General features: G+C 54.5%; 25 protein-coding genes. 18 read left to right on the forward strand and 7 right to left on the reverse strand.

What is annotated here, in order from left to right; translation table 11 throughout:
- Nucleotides 1–275 precede the first annotated feature (275 nt).
- The 8 genes from HMPREF3107_RS10415 (at nt 276) to tfpZ (ending at nt 7,862) form a co-directional block, all read left to right on the forward strand.
- Complete coding sequence (locus HMPREF3107_RS10415) at nt 276–1,073, forward strand: ABC transporter permease (protein ID WP_070455279.1); 798 nt, start codon at nt 276–278, stop codon at nt 1,071–1,073.
- A complete protein-coding gene (locus HMPREF3107_RS10420) occupies nt 1,073–1,765 on the forward strand; it encodes an ATP-binding cassette domain-containing protein (RefSeq protein ID WP_210391430.1) in 693 nt (230 codons plus the stop codon). The genes HMPREF3107_RS10415 and HMPREF3107_RS10420 overlap by 1 nt, the downstream gene beginning before the upstream one ends.
- Nucleotides 1,766–2,075: 310 nt before the next feature.
- The gene (locus HMPREF3107_RS10425) at nt 2,076–2,690 is read left to right on the forward strand and encodes a CadD family cadmium resistance transporter (RefSeq protein WP_070455354.1); all 615 of its coding nucleotides are present in this window, start codon (nt 2,076–2,078) and stop codon (nt 2,688–2,690) included.
- A gap of 283 nt (nt 2,691–2,973) precedes the next feature.
- Nucleotides 2,974–4,071 (forward strand): NnrS family protein, encoded by a 1,098-nt coding sequence (locus tag HMPREF3107_RS10430; RefSeq protein WP_070455283.1) that lies wholly within the window; start codon nt 2,974–2,976, stop codon nt 4,069–4,071.
- A 594-nt stretch (nt 4,072–4,665) separates the two neighbouring features.
- The gene (locus HMPREF3107_RS10435; RefSeq protein WP_305799407.1) at nt 4,666–5,163 is read left to right on the forward strand and encodes a pilin; all 498 of its coding nucleotides are present in this window, start codon (nt 4,666–4,668) and stop codon (nt 5,161–5,163) included.
- A 92-nt stretch (nt 5,164–5,255) separates the two neighbouring features.
- The gene (locus tag HMPREF3107_RS10440) at nt 5,256–6,440 is read left to right on the forward strand and encodes a serine hydrolase domain-containing protein (RefSeq protein WP_070455287.1); all 1,185 of its coding nucleotides are present in this window, start codon (nt 5,256–5,258) and stop codon (nt 6,438–6,440) included.
- 43 nt (nt 6,441–6,483) lie between these two features.
- Nucleotides 6,484–6,978: a pilin gene (locus HMPREF3107_RS12640; RefSeq protein ID WP_070455289.1), complete on the forward strand. Its 495-nt coding sequence runs from the start codon at nt 6,484–6,486 to the stop codon at nt 6,976–6,978.
- 104 nt (nt 6,979–7,082) lie between these two features.
- Entirely contained in the window at nt 7,083–7,862 is a 780-nt protein-coding gene (tfpZ, locus tag HMPREF3107_RS10450; RefSeq protein WP_070455291.1) for a TfpX/TfpZ family type IV pilin accessory protein, read from the forward strand.
- A gap of 74 nt (nt 7,863–7,936) precedes the next feature.
- On the opposite strand, the gene apbC is transcribed toward tfpZ, so the two are convergent.
- Nucleotides 7,937–9,016 (reverse strand): iron-sulfur cluster carrier protein ApbC, encoded by a 1,080-nt coding sequence (apbC, locus tag HMPREF3107_RS10455; RefSeq protein ID WP_070455293.1) that lies wholly within the window; start codon nt 9,014–9,016, stop codon nt 7,937–7,939.
- Between the two features lie 288 nt (nt 9,017–9,304).
- Here apbC and HMPREF3107_RS10460 point away from each other — a divergent pair, with 288 nt between their 5' ends.
- The 7 genes from HMPREF3107_RS10460 to HMPREF3107_RS10490 all read left to right on the forward strand — a co-directional run bounded on the left by HMPREF3107_RS10460 (nt 9,305) and on the right by HMPREF3107_RS10490 (nt 14,354).
- Nucleotides 9,305–10,105 (forward strand): ABC transporter ATP-binding protein, encoded by an 801-nt coding sequence (locus HMPREF3107_RS10460; protein ID WP_070455295.1) that lies wholly within the window; start codon nt 9,305–9,307, stop codon nt 10,103–10,105.
- 62 nt (nt 10,106–10,167) lie between these two features.
- Nucleotides 10,168–10,944, forward strand: coding sequence for a lipid asymmetry maintenance ABC transporter permease subunit MlaE (gene mlaE / locus HMPREF3107_RS10465; RefSeq protein WP_070455297.1), 777 nt, complete (start codon nt 10,168–10,170; stop codon nt 10,942–10,944).
- A 31-nt stretch (nt 10,945–10,975) separates the two neighbouring features.
- Nucleotides 10,976–11,476, forward strand: a complete 501-nt coding sequence (gene mlaD, locus HMPREF3107_RS10470) for an outer membrane lipid asymmetry maintenance protein MlaD (RefSeq protein ID WP_070455299.1) — start codon at nt 10,976–10,978, stop codon at nt 11,474–11,476.
- 32 nt (nt 11,477–11,508) lie between these two features.
- Nucleotides 11,509–12,105, forward strand: a complete 597-nt coding sequence (locus tag HMPREF3107_RS10475; RefSeq protein WP_070455301.1) for an MlaC/ttg2D family ABC transporter substrate-binding protein — start codon at nt 11,509–11,511, stop codon at nt 12,103–12,105.
- Nucleotides 12,105–12,380, forward strand: a complete 276-nt coding sequence (locus HMPREF3107_RS10480; RefSeq protein ID WP_070455303.1) for an STAS domain-containing protein — start codon at nt 12,105–12,107, stop codon at nt 12,378–12,380. Before HMPREF3107_RS10475 ends, HMPREF3107_RS10480 begins: the two co-directional genes overlap by 1 nt.
- Entirely contained in the window at nt 12,377–13,336 is a 960-nt protein-coding gene (locus tag HMPREF3107_RS10485) for an MlaA family lipoprotein (RefSeq protein ID WP_246828631.1), read from the forward strand. Before HMPREF3107_RS10480 ends, HMPREF3107_RS10485 begins: the two co-directional genes overlap by 4 nt.
- A gap of 184 nt (nt 13,337–13,520) precedes the next feature.
- On the forward strand, nt 13,521–14,354 hold the full coding sequence (locus HMPREF3107_RS10490; protein WP_070455307.1) for a DUF4198 domain-containing protein: 834 nt from the start codon (nt 13,521–13,523) through the stop codon (nt 14,352–14,354).
- A 79-nt stretch (nt 14,355–14,433) separates the two neighbouring features.
- On the opposite strand, the gene mgtE is transcribed toward HMPREF3107_RS10490, so the two are convergent.
- From mgtE to yihA, 6 genes are all read right to left on the reverse strand, one after another.
- Nucleotides 14,434–15,876 (reverse strand): magnesium transporter, encoded by a 1,443-nt coding sequence (gene mgtE, locus HMPREF3107_RS10495; RefSeq protein ID WP_070455309.1) that lies wholly within the window; start codon nt 15,874–15,876, stop codon nt 14,434–14,436.
- Nucleotides 15,877–16,088: 212 nt separating this feature from the next.
- The gene (locus HMPREF3107_RS10500) at nt 16,089–17,141 is read right to left on the reverse strand and encodes a S49 family peptidase (RefSeq protein WP_070455311.1); all 1,053 of its coding nucleotides are present in this window, start codon (nt 17,139–17,141) and stop codon (nt 16,089–16,091) included.
- A 40-nt stretch (nt 17,142–17,181) separates the two neighbouring features.
- Nucleotides 17,182–17,850 (reverse strand): HAD hydrolase-like protein, encoded by a 669-nt coding sequence (locus HMPREF3107_RS10505; protein WP_070455313.1) that lies wholly within the window; start codon nt 17,848–17,850, stop codon nt 17,182–17,184.
- A gap of 17 nt (nt 17,851–17,867) precedes the next feature.
- A complete protein-coding gene (locus HMPREF3107_RS10510; protein WP_070455315.1) occupies nt 17,868–18,599 on the reverse strand; it encodes an LOG family protein in 732 nt (243 codons plus the stop codon).
- Between the two features lie 146 nt (nt 18,600–18,745).
- Nucleotides 18,746–20,035, reverse strand: coding sequence for an iron uptake transporter deferrochelatase/peroxidase subunit (efeB, locus tag HMPREF3107_RS10515; RefSeq protein WP_083284680.1), 1,290 nt, complete (start codon nt 20,033–20,035; stop codon nt 18,746–18,748).
- A gap of 156 nt (nt 20,036–20,191) precedes the next feature.
- Nucleotides 20,192–20,824 carry a ribosome biogenesis GTP-binding protein YihA/YsxC gene (gene yihA, locus HMPREF3107_RS10520; protein ID WP_070455317.1) on the reverse strand — a complete coding sequence of 211 codons (633 nt, stop codon included), beginning with the start codon at nt 20,822–20,824 and terminating at the stop codon, nt 20,192–20,194.
- Between the two features lie 148 nt (nt 20,825–20,972).
- On the opposite strand from yihA, the gene HMPREF3107_RS10525 reads away from it, so the two are divergent.
- The 3 genes from HMPREF3107_RS10525 (at nt 20,973) to ccsB (ending at nt 24,964) form a co-directional block, all read left to right on the forward strand.
- Nucleotides 20,973–21,602 (forward strand): c-type cytochrome, encoded by a 630-nt coding sequence (locus tag HMPREF3107_RS10525; RefSeq protein ID WP_070455319.1) that lies wholly within the window; start codon nt 20,973–20,975, stop codon nt 21,600–21,602.
- 151 nt (nt 21,603–21,753) lie between these two features.
- Nucleotides 21,754–23,784: a cytochrome c biogenesis protein ResB gene (locus HMPREF3107_RS10530; RefSeq protein WP_070455321.1), complete on the forward strand. Its 2,031-nt coding sequence runs from the start codon at nt 21,754–21,756 to the stop codon at nt 23,782–23,784.
- Nucleotides 23,759–24,964: a c-type cytochrome biogenesis protein CcsB gene (ccsB, locus tag HMPREF3107_RS10535; protein WP_070455322.1), complete on the forward strand. Its 1,206-nt coding sequence runs from the start codon at nt 23,759–23,761 to the stop codon at nt 24,962–24,964. The genes HMPREF3107_RS10530 and ccsB overlap by 26 nt, the downstream gene beginning before the upstream one ends.
- Nucleotides 24,965–25,314 lie beyond the last annotated feature (350 nt).

The following is a 25,314-nucleotide window of genomic DNA, read 5'->3' on the forward strand; positions in this document are numbered from 1 at the left end:
GTCGGATTCTTGAATCCGACATTTCGGCTAAACAGGACTATCGGATACAAGTATCCGACCTACTCTTTTCAGACGGCCTATCAGATAATAGTTCGAACAGTACACAAAGAGCCGTCATTCCCGCCTGCGCGGGAATGACGGCGGGTAGCAGCGTAGGTCGGATTCTTGAATCCGACATTTCGGCTAAATGGGGGCTGTCGGATACGAGTATCCGACCTACTTTTTTCAGACGGCCTATCCTTGCCAAAACATAACGACAAACCAACACCCAAACCATGATTAAAACCGACAAAATCCGCAAACCGCAGCCTGCGGTGTTTTACATCATCGACTACCTTTGGAGCGGCTTTGCCGGTCTGGGCGTGGCGATGGTGGTGGTGGCGTTGTGGGCGTGGGGCAGTGCCGTGTTCGGCGAGTTTATGCTGCCTGCGCCGGTGGAGGTGTTTCAAAAGTCTTTGGATTTATTGAAACATTTTCAGGAAAACGAAATCGGGATTTCGCTGTGGCGGTCGGTGGTGGGGATTTCGGTTGCGCTGGCGGCGGGATTGGCGGCGGGGCTGGTGGCGGGCAGTTTTAAGACGGCGATGGCGTTGCTCAAGCCTGTGATTACGATTTTGTTGGCGATGCCGCCGATTATTTGGGTGGTGATGGCATTGTTTTGGTTCGGTTTCGGCAATCCGAGCGTGTTGTTTACCATTATTGTGTTGGTTGCGCCGCTGACGTTTGCGAGTGCGGCAGTCGGGATGGCGAGCGTGAACAAGCAGCATGAGGAGTTGTTTGACGCTTATAAATTAGGCCGTCTGAAAAAAATCCGTTATCTGTATATCCCGCATCTGACAGGCTATGTGATTTCCAGCATCGGCGTGGCGGTGGCGATGGGGGTGAAGGTGGTGATTATGGCGGAACTCTTGGGCGCGAGCGAAGGCGTGGGCGCGCGGATTGCGGACGCGAGGGCGATGCTGGAAACTTCGACGGTGATGGCTTATGTGGTGCTGGTTATCGTGTTTGTGTCGCTGTTTGAATACCTGATTACCAAGCCTTTGGAAATTTTGTTTATGCCGTGGAGGAGATGATGCTCTGTCTTGAAAACGTGCGTTTTGAAATTCTCCGCGACCCCATCGTGCGCGATTTCAGTTTGAACCTGCAACATGGCGAAGTGAAGGCTTTGTTCGGACCGAGCGGCTGCGGCAAGACGACGGTTTTGCGGCTGATTGCGGGCTTGGAAACGCCGAAATCGGGCACGATACACAATACTTTCTGTAAAACGGGTTTTCTGTTTCAGGAAAACCGCCTGCCGGAAAACCTGACCGCGATGCAGAATATTGCGATTTTTATGGACAAACCCGATGAAGGCGAAATCATCGCGCTGGCGGCGAAAGTCGGGCTGACTGCGGGTGATTTGAACAAATATCCGACCGAATTGTCCGGCGGCATGGCGAAACGGGTGGCGTTTTTGCGCCTGCTGCTGTGCGGTTGCGACCTTGCTTTGCTGGACGAGCCGTTTGTCGGTTTGGACCGCGATTTGCGCGATATTTTGGTCGCCATGCTGGTGGAAAAAATCGAGCGGCAGGGCATGGCATGTATGCTGGTAACGCACGACCGCTTCGAAGCCGCGCGCCTGAGCCATGAAATCATGCTGCTTTCCACTAAGGGCATGAACGTGCAAAACGTGATAACCCTGCCCACGCCGTTGTCCGAACGCGATTCGGCTTTTGAAGAAACCGTGGTGGCAAGGGAGTTTCAGGGGATTCATTATTATGAGTGATGAGGGGATTTGAGTGTCTGACAAACCTTGCGGTTCGTTGCCCTCTCCCTAACCCTCTCCCACGGGGAGAGGGAATCAGGTTTCTGAAAATCAGAGGGTGCAGGATTGGGAATCGAATGGCAGGTAAACCTAAAAATGTTAGGGTTTGGCAGCCCGATTCCCTCTCCCCGTGGGAGAGGGCTAGGGAGAGGGTAAGCAAGCCGCAGGCTTGCCTCTTTAGCGAAAGATACGAATCTGTTATCCGAACGCGATTCGGTTTTTGAAAAAGCCGTGGTGCCAAGGGGGCAGGGGATTCATTATGAGGTGCTTTATGTTTTCGACTGTGATTACTGCTGCTGTTTTATATATTGCTACAGCAGTAGATTTGTTGGTAATACTATTAATATTTTTTGCTAGAGCAAATACTAGAAAAGAATATCGAGATATTTATATCGGACAATATTTAGGTTCTGTAATTTTAATATTAGTTAGTTTATTTCTAGCTTTTGTTTTGAATTATGTTCCGGAAAAATGGGTGTTAGGTTTATTAGGTTTAATACCGATTTACTTAGGTATTAAAGTTGCTATTTACGACGATTGTGAGGGCGAAAAAAGAGCTAAAAAAGAATTGGATGAAAAAGGGTTGTCAAAATTAGTCGGTATTGTTGCTTTGGTTACAGTGGCTAGTTGTGGTGCAGATAATATTGGACTTTTTGTTCCTTACTTTGTGACTTTAGATCTTGTCGACTTATTAGTTACTCTTCTTGTATTTTTTATATTGATTTTTGTTTTAGTATATACAGCACAAAGATTGGCTAATATTTCAGGTGTTGGTGAAATTGTAGAGAAGTTTAGTCGTTGGATAATAGCTGTTATTTATATTGGTTTAGGGTTATTTATTATTATTGAAAATAATACAATTCGAACAATAATATCAATAATATGAATGATACGGGCATTTGAATATCTGACAAACCTTGCGGTTCGTTGCCCTCTCCCACGGGGAGAGGGGAGCAGGTTGCTGAAAATCAGAGAGTGCAGGATTGGAAATCGGATGGCAGGTAAACCTGAAAATGTTCGGGCTCGACAGCTTAATCCCCTCTCCCCGTGGGAGAGGGTTAGGGAGAGGGCAAGCAAGCCTCAGGCTTGCCTCTTTGGTAAAAGATACGGCTCTGTCCACCCAATGAATCCATATCCGAAAGCATCTTCATGCAGAATCAAGCCAAGCTATGAATAAATTTTTTACCCACCCCATGCGGCCGTTTTTCGTCGGCGCGGCGGCGCTTGCCATACTCGGCGCGTTGGTGTTTTTCATCAGCCCCGGCGCCATCGTCCTGCACCGCCAAATCTTCTTAGAACTCATGCTGCCTGCGGCATACGGCGGTTTTCTGACTGCCGCCATGCTTGAATGGACGGGTTATAAAGGTCGTCTGAAACCTGTTGCCACCGTCTTGGCGGCGCTGTTGCTCGCCGCAACCGTCCTGCTGCCGTTTGCGCCGCAAACCGCTTCGTTTTTCGTTGCTGCTTATTGGCTGGTGTTGCTGCTGTTCTGCGCCTGGCTGATTTGGCTCGACCGCAACACCGACAACTTCGCCCTGCTAATGCTGCTTACCACATTTACCGTTTTTCAGACGGCCTATGCCGTCAGCGGCGATTTGAACCTGTTACGCGCGCAAGTGCATTTGAACATGGCGGCGGTCATGTTCGTATCCGTGCGCGTCAGCGTCCTTCTAGGCGCGGAAGCCCTCAAAGAATGCCGTCTGAAAGACCCCGTATTCATCCCCAACGTCGTCTATAAAAACATCGCCATCACCTTCCTGCTCCTGCACGCCGCCGCCGAACTTTGGCTGCCTGCGCAAACCGCCGGTTTTACCGCGCTTGCCGTCGGCTTCATCCTGCTTGCCAAGCTGCGCGAACTGCACCATCACGAACTCCTGCGCAAACACTACGTCCGCACCTATTACCTGCTCCAACTCTTTGCCGCCGCAGGCTATTTGTGGACAGGCGCGGCGAAACTGCAAAACTTGCCTGCCTCCGCGCCCCTGCACCTGATTACCCTCGGCGGCATGATGGGCGGCGTGATGATGGTGTGGCTGACTGCCGGACTGTGGCACAGCGGCTTTACCAAACTCGACTACCCCAAACTCTGCCGCATCGCCGTCCCCATCCTCTTCGCCGCCGCCGTCTCGCGCGCTGTTTTAATGAACGTGAATCCGATATTCTTCATTACTGTTCCTGCGATTCTGACCATCGCCGTGTTCGTGCTTTATCTGTTGACGTTCGTACCAATCTTTCGGGCGAATGCGTTTACGGATGATCCGGAATAATGGAGAGGCCGTCTGAAAATCTGGTTTATATAGTGGATAGAAATAAAAAACGCCCTATATCGTCATTCCCGCGTAGGTGAAAATTCAGAGTTTGGGTTTTCAGGCATTGATAGGAAAGGATTGTGATGCGACGGTCTGGATTCCCGCCTGCGTGGGAATGATGATACAGGGCGTTCTTATTTAAATCGACTAAAAACAGCCACCCTACCAATCCATGACAAATAACTGACAAAATCCGTCAACTGCCGCCCAGCGTCCCTTCCAACCTGCCACTAAACGTCAAATCTGCCGTAAAAATACACCTGTCATTCATGCCAATCAGATACTACATACAATTTGATTAAAATTTAAAATCCATAATAAACAAATTTTTAGATAAAAAAATAGCTGGAAATACTCCGTTGGCACAAGCTTTGCTTGATACATTTCATCCGCAACAGGCAACGCCGGAAAGCGAAGCCTGAAGCAAATTGAAAGAATATGTGCCAAGCACATTATGGGATAACCACAAGGCGGCGCCGCATGGGGCGGCAAAGCTGATTTTTAAAACGGTAACTTTTACCAAACACTTAACTGGAGTTAATCATGAAAGCAATGCAAAAAGGTTTCACCCTGATCGAGTTGATGATCGTAATCGCTATTATCGGTATTTTGGCTGCCATCGCCATCCCCCAATACCAAAACTACATTACCCGCTCGCAGGCTTCCCGCGTAATGGGTGAAACTTCCCAGATCAAAACTGCTGTTGAAACCTGTATCTTGGACGGTCGTACTGCTGCCGTTATCCACAGCGGTACTCCTGCTGCCGGTCAAGTTGCCACTACCTGTGTAACCGGTGCTACCCAATCCAACCTGCTGGGTGCTGCTACTACCGTTGCTGTTGGTTACCCGACTGTAACCATCAACGATAATGGTACTGCCACTATTAATGCTACTTTCGGTACTAACGCTGCCACTGCTCTGAAAACCAAAACTTTGGGTTGGGCGCGTACTGCTGAAGGCACTTGGTCTTGCTCTACCAACATCGATGAGAAATACCGTCCGACCGGTTGCTCTGCTACTGCTGCTGCAGCTGCTGCTTCTTCTAACTAATAATCAAGATATTTCTTATTCTGGTTATTCAAGAAACGCACCCCGCGCGGGTGCGTTTTTATCATTAGTGCCGTCGAAAGCAGGTTTCTACGATGTCCGCCAAACGAACCAAAGATATGCTCACTGTGGCCGTGCTGCTGGCTGCTGCTGCCGCCGCCATCCATTTTTATGTCGACAATATGGCGCGCAACGCGGCATGGCATGCCCTCTATCCCCTGCGTGCCAAGCTGGCTTTGTCCAAACTTTCGTGCAGCCCGGGCAGCCCCGCCTGGATGGAGGGCGCGCTGCGGCTTTCCGTCGAGCGCCAAGTCGCCCCTGCCAACCAAATCGCCTATATCGACGCGCAGGGCAGGGAATTCCATTGCGAAAACGGCTTTTTCGACAAGCCTTATCTTTCCGATGCGGTAACGGAGCAAACGCGTTTCCGCTATGCCAGCATGACCAAGCTGTGGACGGCCGATGCCGTGCTGGCGCTGGTCAACGAAAACAAAATCGGCCTGGATACCAAAGCCGTCGACATCCTGCCTGAAATCCGCAACCAAACCGATCCGCGCATGAACGACATCACGGTTGCCCATCTGCTGCTGCATCAGGGCGGCTTCGACCGCTATTCCATGCTCGGCATCGATATGTTCAACCCGAACGAAGAACCGCTCTGCCCCAACCATTTGGCCGAACTGGGAACAATCCGTTTGAATTTCACGCCCGGCAGCCGCACCAGCTATTCCAATTTGGGCTATTGCCTCTTGGGCGAAATCGTGGCGAGAAAATCGGGCGGCGGCACTTATACCGAGGCGATGGGCAGGCTTTACCCTCTGGCGCAAGACGGCCTGAAATTCATCCGCCAACAGCAGGAAAGTGACGAAGTTAGTTACAATTATGTCGAAAAAGGGCTTACCGGCCTTGCAGACATTTATTCTTCTTTCGATTACGCTGCGGCGGCCTCTGCCGCAGGCCTGTCGGGCAGCGCATTGGGTGCGGCAAAAGAAATCCGCGCCATGTTGGCACGGGAAAAGCTTAATATCACTTCGCTGCCGGAAAATGTAAGCTGCAATTTGGCGCAAATGCGCGACTGTTACGGCTATGCCATGTTTCCCTATCGGGAAAACGGCCGCTCTTTGGTTTGGTTTCGCGACGGCAATCTGCCCGCCGCCTCTTCCGTGGCCATGGTAGACGGCGAAGGCGGCGTCACCGTGCTGCTGGCCTCGGGTTGGGCGGAATCTCCCGCCGAGGGGGCAGACGAAATCAAACGTTTTATTTACCGCAGCAGATTTTAAGCGGCAGGCCGGACGGCCGCCGCATGTTAATGAGAAAGTCAGTATGAACAACGCAAAAAACACAAAGGGTTTTACCCTGATCGAGCTGATAATTGTGATCGCAATCATCGGCATTCTGGCGGCCATCGCCATTCCGCAGTATCAGAACTATATCGTCCGCACGCAGCTCAACCGCGCTTATTACGAAGTGAAATCCACGGTAACCAGCATTGAAACCGTGTTGGGCAACGGCAATTTCCCGACCCTGCGGCCGGAAGAAGACAATACGGTGGCCGACGGCGTCAAACGCGAATACATCGGCCTCAATTCCACCATCCCACAATCCAACATCATCAGCTCGGCCGTCATCACGAAGGATGCGTCTAAAAATTTCAAAGACATCAGCATTGTTTTGGGAAAAAACGCGACCAACACCCTGCACGGCACAACCATCACGCTGACTCGCGATGCGGAAGGCGGATGGACGTGCAGCATCAAAAAGCCCAATGGTTCTTCCGTAAACCTGCCTTCGATCAACAGCTTGTGCACGCTTTCTTAATCAACATCCGCATGATATGAAAATCTTCGCAATCTGCCGGCTTTGCGAAGATTTTTACTGTAGGTGTGATTTCCTTAATGAATTGAAATGGTTTGAGAAACAGTATGACCCAACCCAAACTTTCCCGATGGCGTTTTGCCCTTCGGCTTGCATCCATACATCTGCTTATCAATATCTTGGTGGCGGCCGTGGTTGCCGCATTGGTGTTTTTCGTCTGGTATCCGCAGCCTTATCCGGATTTGATGGGCGGTTTGCAGATTTTCGGTTTGATTGTGGCCGTGGACATTATCTGCGGGCCGGTATTGACGTCGGTTTTGGCTAATCCGGCCAAGCCGAAACGGGAAACAGTAACGGATTTGCTGTTGGTTGGCATGATACAGGCGGCGGCGCTGCTATACGGGTTGTATACGGTGACTGCGGTGCGCCCCGTTTGGGTGGTGTTTGAAAACGACCGCTTTACGACTGTGAGCGCGGCAGAAATCGATAAAAACAGGTTGAATGAGGCTTTGCCCGAATTCCGGCAGCTGCCCTGGACGGGCGTGAAACGAATCGCCGTGCGGGATTCCAAAAGCGGAGACGAGGAGCAGGCGAGAATCGAAATGTCCATGCAGGGGATAGAACCGCGCATGCTGCCGGCTTGGTGGGAAGCGGAAAACGAAACCCACCGCGACCGCATCCGCAGCAAAATGAGGCCGGTGGCCGAACTGGAAAAACGGTATCCCGGCCATCCCGCTTTGGCTCAGGCCATCAGTAAAAGCGGGCTGCCAAGTGCCGATTTGTATTATCTGCCGTTTACCTCACAGGAAAACAAAGACTGGACGGTGCTGCTTGATAAGAACACCGATTTCAAAGCTTTTGCGCCGCTGGATGCGTTTAAGAAATAAGTTCAGCAAAAGGCCGTCTGAAAACTTGGTTTTCAGACGGCCTTTTGCCGTTTGCCCGTTTGAGCGAAAGCGCTTTATTCCACCACAATCTTCGGAAACGCCTGGCTGTAATCCTTGCCTTTATCGGCAATCGTCAGTGCAATGTTGAATGCCGCATCGGTATAAAGTTTGGCAACGGCGGGATGGTTTTCCTGCAGAGCCTTAGCCGTACCGCTATCCATCGCTTCGCGCACTGCCAATGTGAGCGGCAGTTGGCCCAAAAGCGGCACGTTCAACCTTTCAGCCAAGGCCTTACCGCCGTCGCTGCCGAAAATTGCTTCGCTATGGCCACAGTTGGAGCAGATGTGTACCGACATATTTTCCAGCACGCCGAAAATCGGGATATTGACTTTGTCAAACATATCCACCGCCTTGCGCGCATCTATCAGTGCGATATCCTGCGGCGTGGTAACGACCACCGAGCCGGTAACGGGGATTTTCTGCGACAGGGTAAGCTGAATATCGCCCGTACCCGGCGGCAAATCGACAAACAGGTAATCCACATCGTCCCATTCGCTTTGAAACAATAATTGCTGCAAAGCCTGGCTGACCATCGGCCCGCGCCAAACCACGGCCTGATCGGTATCGACCAAAAAGCCGATGGACATTACTTGAATACCGCCGTCCGCCTCCACGGGAATCAGTTTTTTGTTTTCCTGATCGGGCTTGCGGTCTTGCACGCCCAGCATGGTCGGCTGGCTGGGACCGTATAAATCGGCATCCAGCACACCCACGCGCGCGCCCATCCGCGCCATGGCCATCGCCAGGTTGGCGGTAGTGGTGGATTTACCCACGCCGCCCTTGCCCGAGGCCACGGCGATGATGTTTTTCACGCCTTTAATCGTTGCCACGCCGGGCTGCACTTTGTGCGTGGCGATTTCGGTGGTGATTTCGAGATGCAGCGGCAGGGTATTGCCTGCGGCAGCTAAGGCCGTCTGAACACGCTCGGCCAGCCCGTCCCACAAATGCGCGGTCGGAAAACCGAAAGATAACTCGATATGCAGGCCGTCTGCCTCTTCATGCAGTTTTTTAACGGCTTTTTCGCTGCCCAAGGTGCGCGTACAACCCGGCAGGCAAACGGAAGACAATGCCTGACGGTAAATTTCCATATCCATTTTATTGTCCTTTCTTTCCTATTGATGGCAGCCACCTGCCAAAACAGACGGCAAACTGGGATTCTAGCAGATTTACCACACCGCCCATCCTGTTTTTCAGACGGCCTGCAATACGGCATGCCGTCTGAAAAGCACAACAGGTTCGAGCATACCCACAGCCGTTGAAACGGCACAATATCAGCCGTTTGCATACACTTCCGCGTTTAAAGCATCGTACAGGCCGTCTGAAAATTTGCCCCTGCTGCAACAAATATTTAGAATGCAAAGCTTTCAACTTTGAGCCGCACCATGACCCAGCCGTTTATCGAAATGAAAAACGTCATCTTCGCCTATGGCGAACGTCCGATACTGCAAGATGTCAGCTTCCGCATCGCGCAGGGCGCGTTTGCGGCGGTAATGGGCGGTTCGGGCAGCGGCAAAACCACGCTGATGCGGCTGATTACCGGCCAAATCCGCCCGCAGTCGGGACAAGTGCTGGTTCAGGGGCGCAATTTGTCGGCCTTTTCGGCGCAGGAACTCCACGAACACCGCCGCCGCATGGGCGTACTGTTCCAGCATGGCGCATTGTTTACCGATTTGTCGGTATACGACAACATCGCCTTCCCGATGCGCGAGCTGACCAAACTGCCCGAAGCCGTCATCCGCGATTTGGTGCTGCTGAAACTGAATGCCGTCGGCCTGCGCGGCGTAGAAAAACTGATGCCCGCCGAATTGTCGGGCGGCATGGCGCGGCGCGTGGCTTTGGCGCGCACCATCGCGCTCGACCCCGAATTGATGCTGTACGACGAACCGTTCACCGGACTCGACCCGATTTCGCTCGGCGTCATCGCCCACTTAATCAGCCGTGCCAACAAAGCACTGCGTTCCACCAGCGTGATGGTTACGCACGATATTGAAAAATCGCTGGAAATCGTCGATCAGGTGATTTTTTTGGCACACGGCGAAGTGGTATTTTCCGGCTCGCCCCAGGAAATGCGCGAACTCGATTCGCCTTGGGTGCGCCAGTTTGTCGGCGGCCTGGCCGACGGCCCCGTCGCCTTCCGCTATCCGGCGCAAACAACTTTGCAGCAGGATTTGCTGGGACGTTAAACCAGTTTTCAGACGGCCTGCCGAATACAAAAGGCCGTCTGAAAAAACAATTGAACCGAAATATGAACCTTATCCGAACCGTCGGGGCGAAAACCCTCGGCTTTATACAGGCACTCGGCAGCGTCTGCCTGTTTCTACTGCAGATACTGGCGCACTCCAGCACATCGCTTTTACGCTTCCGCCTGAGCGTGCGGCAAGTGTATTTTGCCGGTGTGCTTTCCGTGCTGATTATCGCCGTCTCCGGCCTGTTTGTCGGCATGGTGCTGGGCTTGCAGGGCTACACCCAGCTGGCCAAATTCAAATCGGCCGACATTTTGGGCTACATGGTGGCTGCCTCCCTGCTGCGCGAACTGGGCCCCGTATTGGCGGCCATTCTGTTTGCCAGCAGCGCGGGCGGCGCGATGACCAGCGAAATCGGCCTGATGAAGGCCACCGAACAACTCGAAGCCATGAATGTCATGGCGGTAAACCCCGTTGCCCGCGTCGTTGCGCCGCGCTTTTGGGCGGGCGTGTTTTCCATGCCGCTCTTGGCCTCAATCTTCAACGTGGCGGGCATTTACGGTGCGTATTTGGTCGGCGTGCAATGGCTGGGTTTGGACGGCGGCATCTTTTGGTCGCAGATGCAAAACAACATCTCCTTCGGCTACGACGTACTCAACGGCCTGATCAAATCGGCCTTTTTCGGCGTGGCGGTTACACTGATAGCCGTCCACCAAGGCTTTCACGCCTTGCCGACGTCCGAAGGCATCCTGCGCGCCAGCACGCGCACGGTCGTATCGTCCGCGCTGGTCGTACTGGCGATCGACTTCATCCTGACCGCCTTCATGTTTACCGGCTGAATGCAGCGCAATTACAACCAAGGAATTTTTCATGAAACGAAGCATTTTGGAATTTTGGGTCGGCCTGTTCGTCCTGATCGGCATCGCCGCACTGGCCTTCTTATCCTTCCGCGTTGCCGGCAGCGGCAATTTCGGCGGCGGCAGCGGGCAAACCTACACCGTCTATGCCAACTTCACCGACATCGGCGGGCTGAAAGTAAAAGCACCGATCAAAGCATCGGGCGTACTGGTCGGCCGCGTGCAAAACATCGCGCTCGACCCGGCAACCTATCAGGCCAAAGTAACGCTGCAATTGGACAAACAATACACTTTCAGTAGCGACGTTTCCGCCCAAATCCTGACTTCCGGCCTGCTTGGCGAACAATACATCGGCCTGATGCAGGGCGGCGACAGCGACAGCCTGGCCGACGGCGACACCATCAGCCTGACCAGCTCCGCACTGGTGCTGGAAAACCTGATCGGCAAATTCATGACCAATATGGCGGAAAGCAATGCCAAGCCGTCTGAAAAAACAGCCGACAGCCAACCCTAACCCCACAACTCCCGAACCGAGAAAGTTACAACATGAAAACCACATTCTACACAGCAGCCCTGATTACCCTTGCCGCAGCAGGCAGCGCACAGGCCACGCCGCAACAGGCGGTTTCCCAAGTACGCGAAAATGCCGCCCAAGTATTGGCCATCCTGAAAAAAGCCAACGGCAGCAACGATGCGGCCGTACGCAAAGAGGCGGAGAACTACGCCCTGCCCTATTTCGACTTCCAGCGCATGACCGCACAAGCCGTCGGCCAACCCTGGACGCAGGCCACACCGGCGCAGAAACAGGATTTGGCCAAAGAATTCCAGACCCTGTTAATCCGCACCTACTCCGGCACCATGCTGAAATTTAAAAATGCCGCCGTCGATGTCAAAGGCAACCCCATCATCAACCGTGGCGGCAAAGAAGTCATCGTCCGCGTGGAAGTCAGCCAGGCAGGCAGCAAACCGGTCAATATGGACTTCACCACCTATCAGAGCGGCGGCAAATACCGCGTCTACAACGTGGCCATCGAAGGCGCGAGCCTGGTTACCGTTTACCGCAACCAATTCGGCGAAACCATTAAAAACAAAGGCTTTGACGGCCTGATTCAAGAATTGAGAAACAAAAACGGCGGCAAATAATGAACTGCGAAATCCGCGACGGCATATTGCACCTTGACGGCGAAATCACCGTCAAAACCGTGCACGGCAGTGCCTACCGCCAATTTGTGCAGCTGAGCGGCGGCGACATCAAAGCTGTGGACTTGTCTGCGGTCAGCCGTGCCGATTCGGCCTGCCTGTCGCTGCTGTTTTCCGTACTGCGCCGCAACGGCAGCCGTCCCGAACTGAGGCATATGCCGCCCGCCGTGGCGGACTTGGCCGAACTGTACGAAGTCCGAGAATGGATCACGCCATGAAACGACACCCCATCGCATACACCGCCGCACTGGCATTGCTGCTTGCCGCCCTGCCCGCTGCCGCCGCCGATAAAGAAACCGCGCCGCCGCAAAACGCAACACAATCCGGCACATCTTTTCAGACGGCCTCCGAACCCGCCCGGCAGCCGGCCAAAGCAAAAAGCAAAGACCCCTACGAACGCTACAACCGTTTCATGTTCAAAGTGAACGACAAAGCAGACCGCTACGTCCTCGCGCCGGTTGCGCGCGGCTACCGCAAAATTACTCCCGGCCCGATACGCACCGGCGTGGGCAACTTCTTCAACAACCTGCGCGACGTGGTCAGCTTCGGCAGCAACCTGCTGCGTTTGGACATCAAACGCGCCAGCGAAGACTTCATGCGCGTTTCCGTCAACACCACCTTCGGGCTGGGCGGTCTGATCAACGTGGCCGGGGCGGGCGGCATCCCGAACAACAAAAACACTTTGGGCGACACTTTCGCCTCATGGGGCTGGAAAAACAGCAACTACTTCGTTTATCCGATTTTGGGCCCCTCCACCGTCCGCGACAGCCTGGGCACGACCGCACTGATGGCCTATCCGGTGCAAAATGCCGTATTCCACACCACCGCCGGCCGGGCTGCAGCCTCTGCCGTCAATGCGGTCAGCACGCGCGAAAGCCTGCTCGACCTGACCGACGGCATGGAGGAAGCCGCCCTCGACCCCTATATCATGATGCGCGACGGCTACATGGAAATACGCCGCCGCCAGCTTGGTTTGAAGCCGTCTGAAGGCAGCGGGGAAGACATAGACATCGACGAATTGGTGGCACCGGAAGAATCTGCCGCCGCCATACCGGCCGCAGCAACTGCCTCAGCCGCTTCCGAACCTGCCGTTGACACAAACGCCGCCGGCATTGCCACCCCCGAAGCAGCTTCGGCGGAAGAATCCAATCACATCGGCACTATCGGCGAATAATCCGTTTTACCGTTTTCACCATCATCTTGAGGCCGTCTGAAAACACCTTTCAGACGGCCTCGTACAATTGGATAACAAGCAAACGGCGACACCATGGTTCACCCCATTGGTTTCCGACTATGCACGGAAAAGACAATGTGATAATGTATCATTTCCGTTAAACAACCTTTGCCAAGGTGAAATGATGAAAAAACTGCTTTTGATTTCCTTAATCGGCATTTGCGCGTCCTCACAGGCGCACGAAGTGTGGGTAAACGCCCCGGCAAAACTCGCCTCGTCCGACACCCTCCGCGCCGACTTGGCCTACAGCCACGACTTCCCTCATGCCGAAAAAATTGCCGACGACCGTTTGCATATCTTCGCCCCGCTGCAACTGACTTCCCCCGACGACAAACACAGCAACATGAAACAACAGGGCGAGAATTACCAATACACCGGCGGCAAGCTGAAAAAAGGCAGTTACATCATCAGCGCAACCTACAAACCGACATTCTGGTCGAAAGACGCGGCGGGCAAATGGGAACAGAAAAATTTGGCCGAACGTCCCGAAGCGGTATCGTGCGAACAGAGCCGGATGTTTGGAAAAAGCGTACTGATCGTCGATGACGGCGAAGATTTGTCCGCCATCAGCCGCCCGATCGGCCAAACCTTGGAAATCGTACCATTGGCCAATCCGAACACCGTGCGGCCGGGCAGCCTGTTTCCGGTACAAATCCTATACGAAGGCAAACCGCTGGCAGGCGCGACGGTAACCGCCACCGCCGATACCGTTGCTACAAAAGACCCGGCGGCCACGCACGACCACCGCGAACCGCAGGCCTTTTCCGGCAAAACCGACAAACAGGGAAAAGTAAACATCATCCCCCTGACCGAAGGGCTGTGGAAAATCAGGCTGGTACACAAAACCCCGTTTGCCGACACCAAAGTATGCGGCGACTCTACCGCGTATGCCACACTGATTATGCCTGTCGGCACTGCGCGGGCGAATACGGAACCGCACCACCATCATCACCATTAAGAGCGGCAGATAAAAGGCAAGAGGCCGTCTGAAACCTGAAAATCGGGTTTCAGACGGCCTCTCGGTTTATCCGTACAGACTACAGTAAGAACGCCGTTGCCAAGCCGAGGAAAATCAGGAAACCGCCGGAGTCGGTTACGGCGGTAATCAGTACCGAACTGCCGAGGGCGGGGTCGCGGCCGAGTTTTTCCATCACAATCGGAATCAATACGCCCACCGCCGCCGCCAGCAGCAGATTGAGCGTCATCGCCGCCACCATGACCAAACCGATGCCGATGCTGTCGTAGAGCAGGAAGGACACCAGCCCCATCACACTGCCCCAAATCAAGCCGTTGGCCAGGGCAACACCGATTTCCTTCCTCAGCAGCCGTCCGGTCTGGATGTCGGCCAACTGGCCGACGGCAATGGCGCGGACAATCATGGTGATGGTTTGATTGCCCGAATTGCCGCCGATGCCCGCCACAATCGGCATCAGTGCGGCAAGGGCGACGATTTTGGAAATGCTGCCTTCAAACGCGCCGATGACGCGGCTGGCGACGAATGCGGTGCAGAGGTTTACCGCCAGCCACGTCCAGCGGTTTTTCACCGAATCCCACACCGGCGCGAACAGGTCTTCCTCTTCCTGCAAACCGGCCATGTTCAAAATGTCGGCTTCCGATTCTTCACGGATAACGTCCACCATTTCGTCCACCGTGATACGGCCGATGAGCTTGTTGTTTTCATCGATGACGGGCGCGGTAACCAAGTCGTAGCGTTCGAACGCCTGCGCCGCCTCTTCCGCATCGTCGGACGGACGGAAACGCACCACGTCGGTCGCCATCACGTCGGCAACCAAATCTTCGGGGTCGGATACCAGCAGTTTGCGGATGGGCAGCACGCCGATGAGGATGTCGTCTTCATCCACGACGAAGATTTTGTCGGTGTGGTCGGGCAGGCTTTCGAAACGGCGCAGGTAGCGCAACACGACCTCGCAGCTCACGTCGGCACGCACACTGACCAATTCGAAATCCATCAGTGCGCCGACCAGGCCGTCTTCGTACGACATCGCCGCCTTTACCTGCTCGCGTTCTTCCTCGTCGCGGGTTTGCAGGGCTTCATAGACCACCTGGTGCGGCAAATCGTCGGCCAGTTCGGCCAAATCGTCGGCATCCAAATCTTCCACCGCCGCCAGCAGTTCGTCTTTGCCCATGCTTTCGATCAGGGTTTCGCGCACGGCTTCCGACACTTCCAGCAATACGTCGCCGTCGTCTTCCGGCTCGGCCAGTTTCCACACGACGACGCGCTCTTTCGGCGGCAGCGATTCGAGCAGGACGGCCATGTCCGCAGGGTGCAGTTCGTGCAGGATGGCGGTCAGCTCGACCAGTTTCGCGTTCAGGTTTTCGTCGGCAGGCGCGCGCCCGGCGGAAATATCGGCGTAAACGGGCAGCAGTGCGTCGGCCAGTTCGTGAACGTGGTCGATATCCAAATCGAGGCGTTGGCCGTCTGCGGCCTGGGCAGGGGTGGGGATGTTCGGTGTGGTCATAAATGCTCCGCCCGCAGGAAGGCGGCGGCGCATTCAGGCGGGTTTAGAATCAGGTGGAGAAGCGGGAATTTTCGGGAAACGAACCGGGAAGTTCCATGATTTCTGCCTGCGGCGCAGGCGGGCTGTCAAAAACGGGGCGCATTCTAACATAGAAAAGAGGCCGTCTGAAAAACCGTTTGCAGGTTTTCAGACGACCTCCGGCGTTTGCCGAATTACCAGCCGGGCTTGGCCAGGTTTTGCAGGCCTTCCCTTACTTGGTTTTGCACTTCGCCGTTGAGGCGGCGGCTGATGGCGCGCGCCAAATCGTCTTCGTCAGGCGTGTAATCCACCAGTTCGGGGGCTTGGACGACATCGCGGGCGACGCTGTAAATGTTGCCGAAGTCGTCTATCAGGCCGTTTTTCTTCGCTTCCAAGCCGGTGTAAACGCGGCCGCTGAATATTTCGGGATCGTTGTCCTTCAGGCGGCTGCCGCGCCCCGATTTGACGGCTTTGATGAATTCGCCGTGTATGTCGTTGAGCATTTGCTGCCAGATGGCCTGCTGTTCGGGCGTTTCCGGCGAGAAGGGGTCGCCCATGCCTTTGTTGCTGCCGGCGGTTTTCAGACGGCGTTTGACGCCGATTTTATCCATCAGCTCCGTAAAGTCGAAGCTGCCGCCAATGACGCCTATGCTGCCCACCAGGCTGGACGGGTCGGCGTAGATTTTGTCTGCCGCCGCGGCGATGTAGTAGCAGCCTGAAGCACACATGTCTTCGGTAACGACATACAGGGGGATGTCTTTGTGTTCCGCTTTCAGACGGCGCACTTCTTCAAAGGCGGTATTCGAGATGACGGGCGAACCGCCGGGGCTGTTGGCACGGATGATGATGCCTTTGACTTTGCCGTTGGCGTAGGCGGCTTCCAATCCGTCGCGCAGCATCGCCACTTGGTCTTGATAACCGCCGCCGATGACGCCGTTCAACCGAATGACGGCAGTGTGTTCTTTCGACTGTTTGTGCAACGCGCTGCCCAAACTGTTTCCGCCGGTACCGGTGCCGCCGCTGCTGCAGCTGTACATGGTGAACAGCGTGCCGGCAAACAGCATCGCGCCGACACCGCGCCAAATATTGCGCCACAAGCGGCTGCTGCGTTGCTCCTTGTGTACGCTCATCAACAGCTTGTAGAGCGTGTCGCGCTCCCAGCTTTCGTTTTCAGACGGCCCGGACGAAGGATGGAGGCTGGGTTGTGCCTGTTGCTGTTCTTCTTCGCGTTGGATTTTAAAGCTCATAAATGATTTTCCTGATGTGTAAACGGTGTCTGCTTTGTTTTCAGACGGCCTCTATGCTTCCTTGCCGTTGCAAAAAGCCTTCCAGCTCGCCAAAGCACGACAAGATACCGATGTTCGGCGCGCTCTGCAAGGTTTCGCGGCTGTGCGCGCCCGTTGTCACGCCTATCCCGCGCGCACCGGCATGGGCGGCCATTTCGAGATCGAAGGCGGTATCGCCGATGACGATGCTTTCAGACGGCATCACGCCCAGTTCGTCGCACAGCCGCCACACCATATCGGGCGCGGGCTTGGACGGGCATTCGGACGCGCAGGCCGTTGCCAGCCAAAAATCCCCCGTACCAGTTTGGGCTATGGCCTGATTCAAACCGCTACGCCCCTTGCCCGTGGCCACCGACAGCCAATACCCTGCCTCCCGCAGGCGTTCGAGGGTGGGCAGCACGTCGGGAAACAGCCGCATATGGCGGTTGTTCGGATTCAAATAGTGCGCGGCATAAATTTCCACCAGTTCTTCATGCTTGCCCATGCCCGCAGACGGGGCAAGCTGCTGCATCATCTGCATCAGGCTGCGGCCGATTAAATTGCGGATTCGGTCGGCAGGCGGTGTGGCCAACCCGCATTCGTAAAAGGCCTGCTGCACGGTTTCGATAATCGGGTTGGTGGTGTCGGCCAGTGTGCCGTCCCAATCGAAGATAAGCAGTTTAGGCTGCATCGCTCCCTCCTGCGCCCTTACAAACCCAATTCCCAATCGGTGTTCGGATTGATGCGGAACCCGTCGGTACAGTTTTCGTAATGGCGGAAAATAATATCGGTTACTTCGTCGGCGGTGTCGGCCGTTTCAAACAAATCCAAATCGTCGGGCTTGATAAAGCCGCGCGTCAAAAGCCGGTCGGCTATCCAATCAATCATCCCTTGCCAGAAATCGCGGCCGACCAAAATAATCGGACGGGGCGGAATCTTGCCGGTCTGAACCAGCGTCAGGCTTTCAAACAGCTCGTCCAGCGTGCCGAAGCCGCCGGGCATCACCACATACGCCACAGCGTGTTTCACAAACATCACTTTGCGCGGAAAAAAATGTTGGAATTTGACCGACAAATCCTGATACGGATTGGACTGCTGCTCATGCGGCAGCACGATATTGAGGCCGACGGCGGGACTGCGCCCGGCAAACGCGCCCTTGTTGGCCGCCTCCATAATCCCCGGCCCGCCGCCGGAAATCACCGCGAAGCCCGCATCCGAGAGGCGGCGGGCAATCAGTTCGGCCAGCAGGTAGTCGGGATGGTTTACCGGCGTGCGCGCGCTGCCGTATATGCTGACAGCGGGATAGATGGCGCGCAGTTCTTCGCCTGCCTCGACGAACTCAGACATGATTTTCAGCAAATGATAGCTTTCGCGCGCCTGAATTTCGTTGCGCGTGCCGTCGGGCAGGATGGGGTGCGGCAGCTTGTCTTGCAAGGGCATGGGGGCAACTCCGAATTGGGAAAACGGCGGTTATAAACCGATTTGCGCCGTACTGCAAATCTGCCTGCCGATACAGAAGCCGTCTGAAAACCCGCTTGCGATACGGAAACGGGGTTTCAGACGGCCTCAAACTGTGGCGGGCGCGTTTATTTGTCTACAAGCAAACTTTGGCCGAGGAAACCGCCCTTTTCCACGCCGGGGAGGGTGAAGAAATAACCGCCGCCGAACGGGCTGATGTATTCCTCCAAGGGTTCCAGATTGAGTAGGTTTTGCACAAAGATAAAACCGTCAGCAAGATTGGCCTGATACATAACCAGAATCAGGCCGACGTCCAACTGGCCGGACTTGGCCAAACCCATGGAATAGTTGAACGGGCGGCGGAACAGCAAATGCTTTTTCATGAACTCAGGGTCGCGCGGATTACCCAGCCGTATATGGCTGTCGGTAGGGACGGCCTTGCCTTCCGGGTCTTTGGCATAGTCGGGAATGTCGCCCTCTTTTTTCATGCCTAAGGGCGCGCCGCTGTATTTTTCGCGGCCGAAAATGGCCTGTTGCTCCTGCAAGGGCGTCCTGTCCCAAAATTCGACAAAATGACGGATGATGCGTATGGCCTGATAGCTGCCGTTTTTCGTCCATGCCGGTTCGTCCAAACTGTTGGAAGCCACACCCGTCCACAATACTTGGTCGGCGATTTCAGGCTTGCTGACGTCGGGGTTGGCCGTACCGTCGCGGAAGCCCAACAGGTTGCGCGACGCAATCGCGCCCGGCTCGGCCTTGGGCAGCCAGCCGTCCAGCGACCAACGGGTAATCGCGTATTTGGCCGTGTTTTTGATGATGTCGCGCAGGGCGTTTTGACAGGTTTCGGGCGAAAAAGCGCAGATTTGGATGCCGATGTCGCCGTCACACCATTCTTTTTGCAGTTTGTCGTTGGGGAAATCCTTCATTTCCTGCAAATGCTTGGGCTTTTTGCCGCCCAATCCGAAACGTGCGTCAAACAGGCTCGCGCCGACGGATACGGTAACGGTCAGACCGTCGGGCGGGACGGTTTTGCCCAGCAGGCCGCTGCCGGCAGGGGGCAGCTTTTCGTCGCTGTCCACCAGTTCTCCGCCTTTGGTCAGAAATTCGATGCGGGCGGTCAGGGTGCGAAAATAGTTGATGAGCTGGGAAATATCGGAAACGGTAACATCGAAGGCGCAGAGGATGCCGAAGGTTTGGTGCGGTGTCGTAATGCCGGCCTGATGTACGCCATAGCAGTCGTAGGAAGTTTGGCTGTGGCTGCCGTTGCCGGAGCAGTCGGCGGCGGCTTTACCCTCGGGCGATGAAGCCGTTTGAGCGGATTGGCCGCCTTGTCCGCAGGCCGTCAGTGCGGCGGCGGCCGAAACGGCGGCAGCGGTTTTGAGCAGTTTGCGGCGGTTGGGATTGTCGGGCTGTTGCATATTTTTCTCCTGAAAAGGCCGTCTGAAACCGGAAAAACGGTTTTCAGACGGCATCATTTACCTGAATGTGAATCTCTTTCGATTACAATACCCGCCTTTTCAGACGGCTTCAAGTATCAGAATCAAATTTCGGCCGTGCGGATGTCCCAAATATGCTCAAACAGGACAACCTTCTTCCGCCGGCTCCGGCTCCAACCGTGCAAACCAGCCGCCCACCACGTTTTCCACTTCTTCCATGCCCTGCTTTTTCAAACTCGAAAACAGTTGCACCGACACATCCTGCCGCTCTGAAAACGGTTTTAACGCTTTCTTGACAGAAGACAAGGTTTTAATCTGTTCGTTCTTAGATAATTTGTCGGCCTTTGAAAGCAGGATATGCACCGGCCTGCCGGTTTTGGCGAAAAAATCCAACATTTGGATGTCCAGCGGCTTGAGCGGATGGCGGCAATCCATAATCAACACCAAACCGATGAGTTGCCGCCGTGTCTGCAAATAATCGCCCAACAGGGTTACCCAATGCTGACGCACCGCCTCCGGTACGGCCGCGTAGCCGTAACCGGGCAAATCAACCATAAAATGACCGTTGGCCAGTTCGAAAAAATTGATATGCTGCGTACGGCCGGGCGTTTTCGATACATAGGCCAGCCGAACATGGTTGCACAGCGTATTGATCGCACTGGATTTGCCCGCGTTGGACCGTCCGACGAAGGCTATTTCGGCTCCCGTATCGGGCAAATCTTTCAAGTGGTTTACCGTAGTAAAAAATTTTGCGTTTTGAAATAAGTTCATAACTATGGAAAAAACAGGTAAATTTGGTATAGAATACCACGTTTGCCGAATAATCGGTTTAAAGCGACGGAATTCCGCCGCATATTTTGAGTATCACAGATAAAAAAGGGTATTGCGGATACCGCAATGCCGCAATCAGGAGCCTTCCATGAAACGTACCACCTTACTGACTCTGGCATTGGCGTGCGGTGCGGTGTTTGCCGCGCCGAAGGCCGATTTGGCCAAAGGCAAGCAGATCGCCCAAACCGTATGCGCGGCCTGCCATGCCGCCGACGGCAACAGCGGCATTTCCTCCTACCCGAAACTGTCGGCGCAACATGCCACATACATAATTAAAGAAACCGTCGCCATCAAAGACGGCAAACGGACAACCGGCGGGGCGGCAGCAATGCGCCCGATGGTGGGCAGCCTGAGTGCTCAGGATATTGCTGACGTGGCCGCTTTCTATGCCACTCAAACTCCGAAACCTGGCGAAGCCAATCCGAAAGACAATCTGGACCTGGGTGCCAAAATCTTCCGCGGCGGGCTGTCCGAGAAAAAACTGCCTGCCTGCATGGCTTGCCACGGCCCAAGCGGCGCGGGCATGCCGGGCAGCGGCACCGATGTTTCAGCCTATCCACGCTTAGGCGGCCAGCACAAAGACTACACCATGACGCAGCTGAAAGCCTATGCCTCCGGTCAGCGCAAAAGTCCCAACAGCATGATGGAAGACGTAGTTAAACGCATGTCTGAAGAAGAGATGAACGCCGTAGCCAACTTCATCCAAGGGCTGCACTGATTTCAGACGGCCTCCATCTGATAAAGGCCGTCTGAATACCACCATTGGAATAAACAATGACCATCGGGCTGCCGGTACATCCAACGTATCGGCAGCCCGATTTGTAGTAGAATCCACCTCTTTGTTTTCCCGAAATTTCTCTTCCCTAAAGATGGCAACCGGTAAAAAAATCCCGCTTATCCGCCGCCCATGGTTCGCTTTTTTAAGCTCCATGCGTTTCGCGGTTGCGCTGCTGTGCGTATTAGGCATCGCCTCGGTCATCGGCACGGTTTTGCAGCAAAACCTGTCCTACACCGACTACATCGTCAAATTCGGCCCTTTCTGGAGCCGGATTTTCCAAGCACTCGGTCTGTTTGACGTTTACTCCTCCATCTGGTTTGTCGTCATCATGCTGTTTCTGGTGCTCAGCACCGGCCTTTGCCTGTGGCGCAACATTCCGCCCTTTATGCGCGAAATGCGCTCGTTCCGCCTGAAAGCAAGCCGGCAGTCGCTTGCAGCCATGAAACACACTGCCCTGTTGGAAAACGACCTCACCCCGTCTGTAGGCATGCGTTATTTCAACGTCCGCGGCTTCGCTGTCAAACAAGTCGAACGTGAAGACGGCTCGGTATTGGTTGCCGGTAAAAAAGGGGCGGCCAACAAATGGGGATACATTTTTGCCCACCTGGCCATCATCGTCATCTGCCTCGGCGGCCTGATAGACAGCAATCTACTATTAAAAATCGGCATGCTGACCGGGAAAATCACCCCCGACAACACAGCGGTATTCGCCCGCGACTTCAAGTCCGAAAGCATCTTGAGCGCCGGCAATCCGTCATTCCGGGGTAACGTCAACCTCAGTGAAGGGCAAGAAGCCGACGTTGTTTTCCTGAATGCCGACCAAGGGCTTTTAGTTCAACAGTTGCCGTTTTCGGTCAAACTGAAAAAATTCCACATCGATTTCTACGATACCGGCATGCCGAGTGATTTTGCCAGCGATCTGGAAGTTACCGATAAAAAAACCGGCAAGGTCAGCGAACACACCATCCGGGTAAACCACCCGCTTACCCTGCACGGCATTTCTATCTACCAGGCAAGCTTTGCCGACGGCGGCTCCGGCCTCCAATTCAAAGCTTGGGATTTGGCGGCGAACAGCAGCCGTTTTGCCGAATTGAAAGGCACATCGATGAACAGTTTTCCGCTGAATATGGGCGGCGAACAAAAATTCACTTTGGAATTCGACAAATTCACATCGATGAACGTTGAAGACATGAGCGAACCGACCGAAAAAGAGCAAGGTTTGAAACAAAAACTCAACGATGCCCGCGCCGTGAAACAGGAGAAAAAATTCACCAATCTGGGTCCCAGCATCATCTACCGCCTGCGCGACTCTGCGGGACAGGCAATAGAGTTCAAAAACTACATGCTGCCGATCAAGCAGGAAGATGACTACTTTTTCATCACAGGCACCCGCTCCGGCCTCGAGCAGCAATACCGTTGGTTGCGCATTCCTGCCGACAGCAAACACAAGGCCGACACCTTCATGATTTGGCGCGAACTGATGAACGACGAAACCGTCCGCAGCCGTATCAGCACAGCCGCAGCCGCCAGCGTGCCGGAAGACATCCGTCCGCAATTCAAACAAGCCGTTGAAAACACTCTGCTCCTGTTTGCCCGCGGCGGCTATCTGGAATTGGATAAATTCGTCCAAACCGCGGTTCCTGAAAACGAACGGGAAAAAATGCGCGATTATTTCTATCAAATCCTAATCGGCGGTGCCAGCCTCACCTTAGACGAAGCCTTAAACCGGCAAAACCTGCCCGCATGGCAACAGGAAGACAAACGCAACCGTTTCCTATTACACGCCATGGATGCCTATACCGGCCTGACGGAATATCCCGCCCCCGTACTGTTGCAACTGGACAGCTTCCAAGAAGTCCGCTCCTCCGGCCTGCAAATGACGAAATCCCCGGGTGCGGTGTTGGTTTACATCGGCTCGCTGCTGCTGGTATTGGGCACTGTCTTTATGTTCTACATCCGTGAAAAACGCTTCTGGCTGTTATTCGAACCCAACGGCATCCGCTTTGCCATGTCGTCCAGCCGGCACGAACGCGACCTGCAACGAGAATTCCCCGAACATCTGCAAGGCCTGAAACGGCTTGCCGAGGATTTAAACCATGATGCAAACCACCGACAACACTAAAACACACGCCGATCTACCACAGCACGAACTCTTGGCAGAACGTTCTTTTTGGCACTCTCTGGATGCCAAAGACTGGCTGTTTGCCGCCCTTATCCCGCTTATTGCCGCCTTCGTGCAATACACCCTGCCGCACAGAATGGATGTATACGAAGTCGTTATCCTGTGGTCGAGCGTAATCTGCACCGTCGGCCTGGGCTGGTTTTTCAAACCCATGCGCTGGTTCGTCCCGCTCTCACTGGCACTGGCCTACGGCGGCGTATCCCTCTATGCCGGAAACTTCGGCAACAGCGATAAATTCCTCCTGCGCTATTTCCTCAGCAGCCAGTCAGCAATTATGTGGCAATGCGCGATGATTTTTGCCGCCCTGTTCGCCTACGCCTGCGGCTCCCTGTTGGCCGCACACAAAAAAAGCCAAACCAATACCCTGCTCGGCATGGGTACCGCCTTCGGTTGGATCTCCGCCTTGGCGGGCTTTACCGGCCTCCTGGTCCGCTGGCACGAAAGCTACCTGTTGTTGGGCGATGCCGGCCATATCCCGGTTTCCAACCTCTATGAAGTCTTCATCCTTTTCCTCGTCATCAGCGCATTGATGTACTGGTATTACGAAACCCGTTTTACCGTGCAGCGGCTGGGCGTGTTCGTCTACACACTGATGGCCGGAATCGTCTGCTTCGTGTTGTGGTACAGCCTCGCGCGCAACGCACAACAGATCCAACCGCTGATTCCCGCCCTGCAATCGTGGTGGATGAAAATCCACGTTCCGGCCAATTTCATCGGCTACGGCGCATTCTGTATGGCCGCCATGCTCGGCGTGGCCCAGCTTATGGTCATCCGCAGCACCGAAAAAGGCAAAGCCAGCCGTCTGCCCGATTCAGCCGCCATTGAAGAAATCATGTACAAAGCCATTGCCGTCGGCTTCCTGTTCTTTACCATCGCCACCATCCTTGGCGCAATGTGGGCAAAAGCCGCGTGGGGCGGTTATTGGAGCTGGGACCCGAAAGAAGTATGGGCGCTCGTCGTCTGGCTGAACTACGCCACATGGCTGCACCTGCGGCTGGTTGTCGGCTGGCGCGGCAAAATATTGGCCTGGTGGGCGATTATCGGCCTCTTCATCACCGCCTTCGCCTTTGTCGGCGTCAACATGTTCCTCAGCGGCCTGCACTCCTACGGGGAACTGTAATCCGACAAAAAGGCCGTCTGAAAACGCAGCTATGCAACGTCTGAAGTCTTTAAGACTGACACCGTCCTCATCAGATTTTAAATACTGTTGAAACATTTTCAGACGGCCTCCAAACCACATATCTATCAGCACACACCTGCAGCCTGACCGAACAAACACACCATCCTGCTGATAAGACCGTCTGAAACGAAGTACCGAACAGTGCCGAGCTTCTGCAAAGCTCAAACAGAGTTGGAAGATGCAGAGTTTCTGCACAGCCAACACAAAGCTTCCTAAAGACAAGCTCCTACCAAACTGCAGCACAGCCCCGCCCTACCTTATAGTGGATTAAATTTGAATCAGGACAAGGC

Source organism: Neisseria sp. HMSC31F04 (genome assembly GCF_001807735.1).
GTDB classification, from domain to species: Bacteria; Pseudomonadota; Gammaproteobacteria; order Burkholderiales; family Neisseriaceae; genus Neisseria; species Neisseria elongata.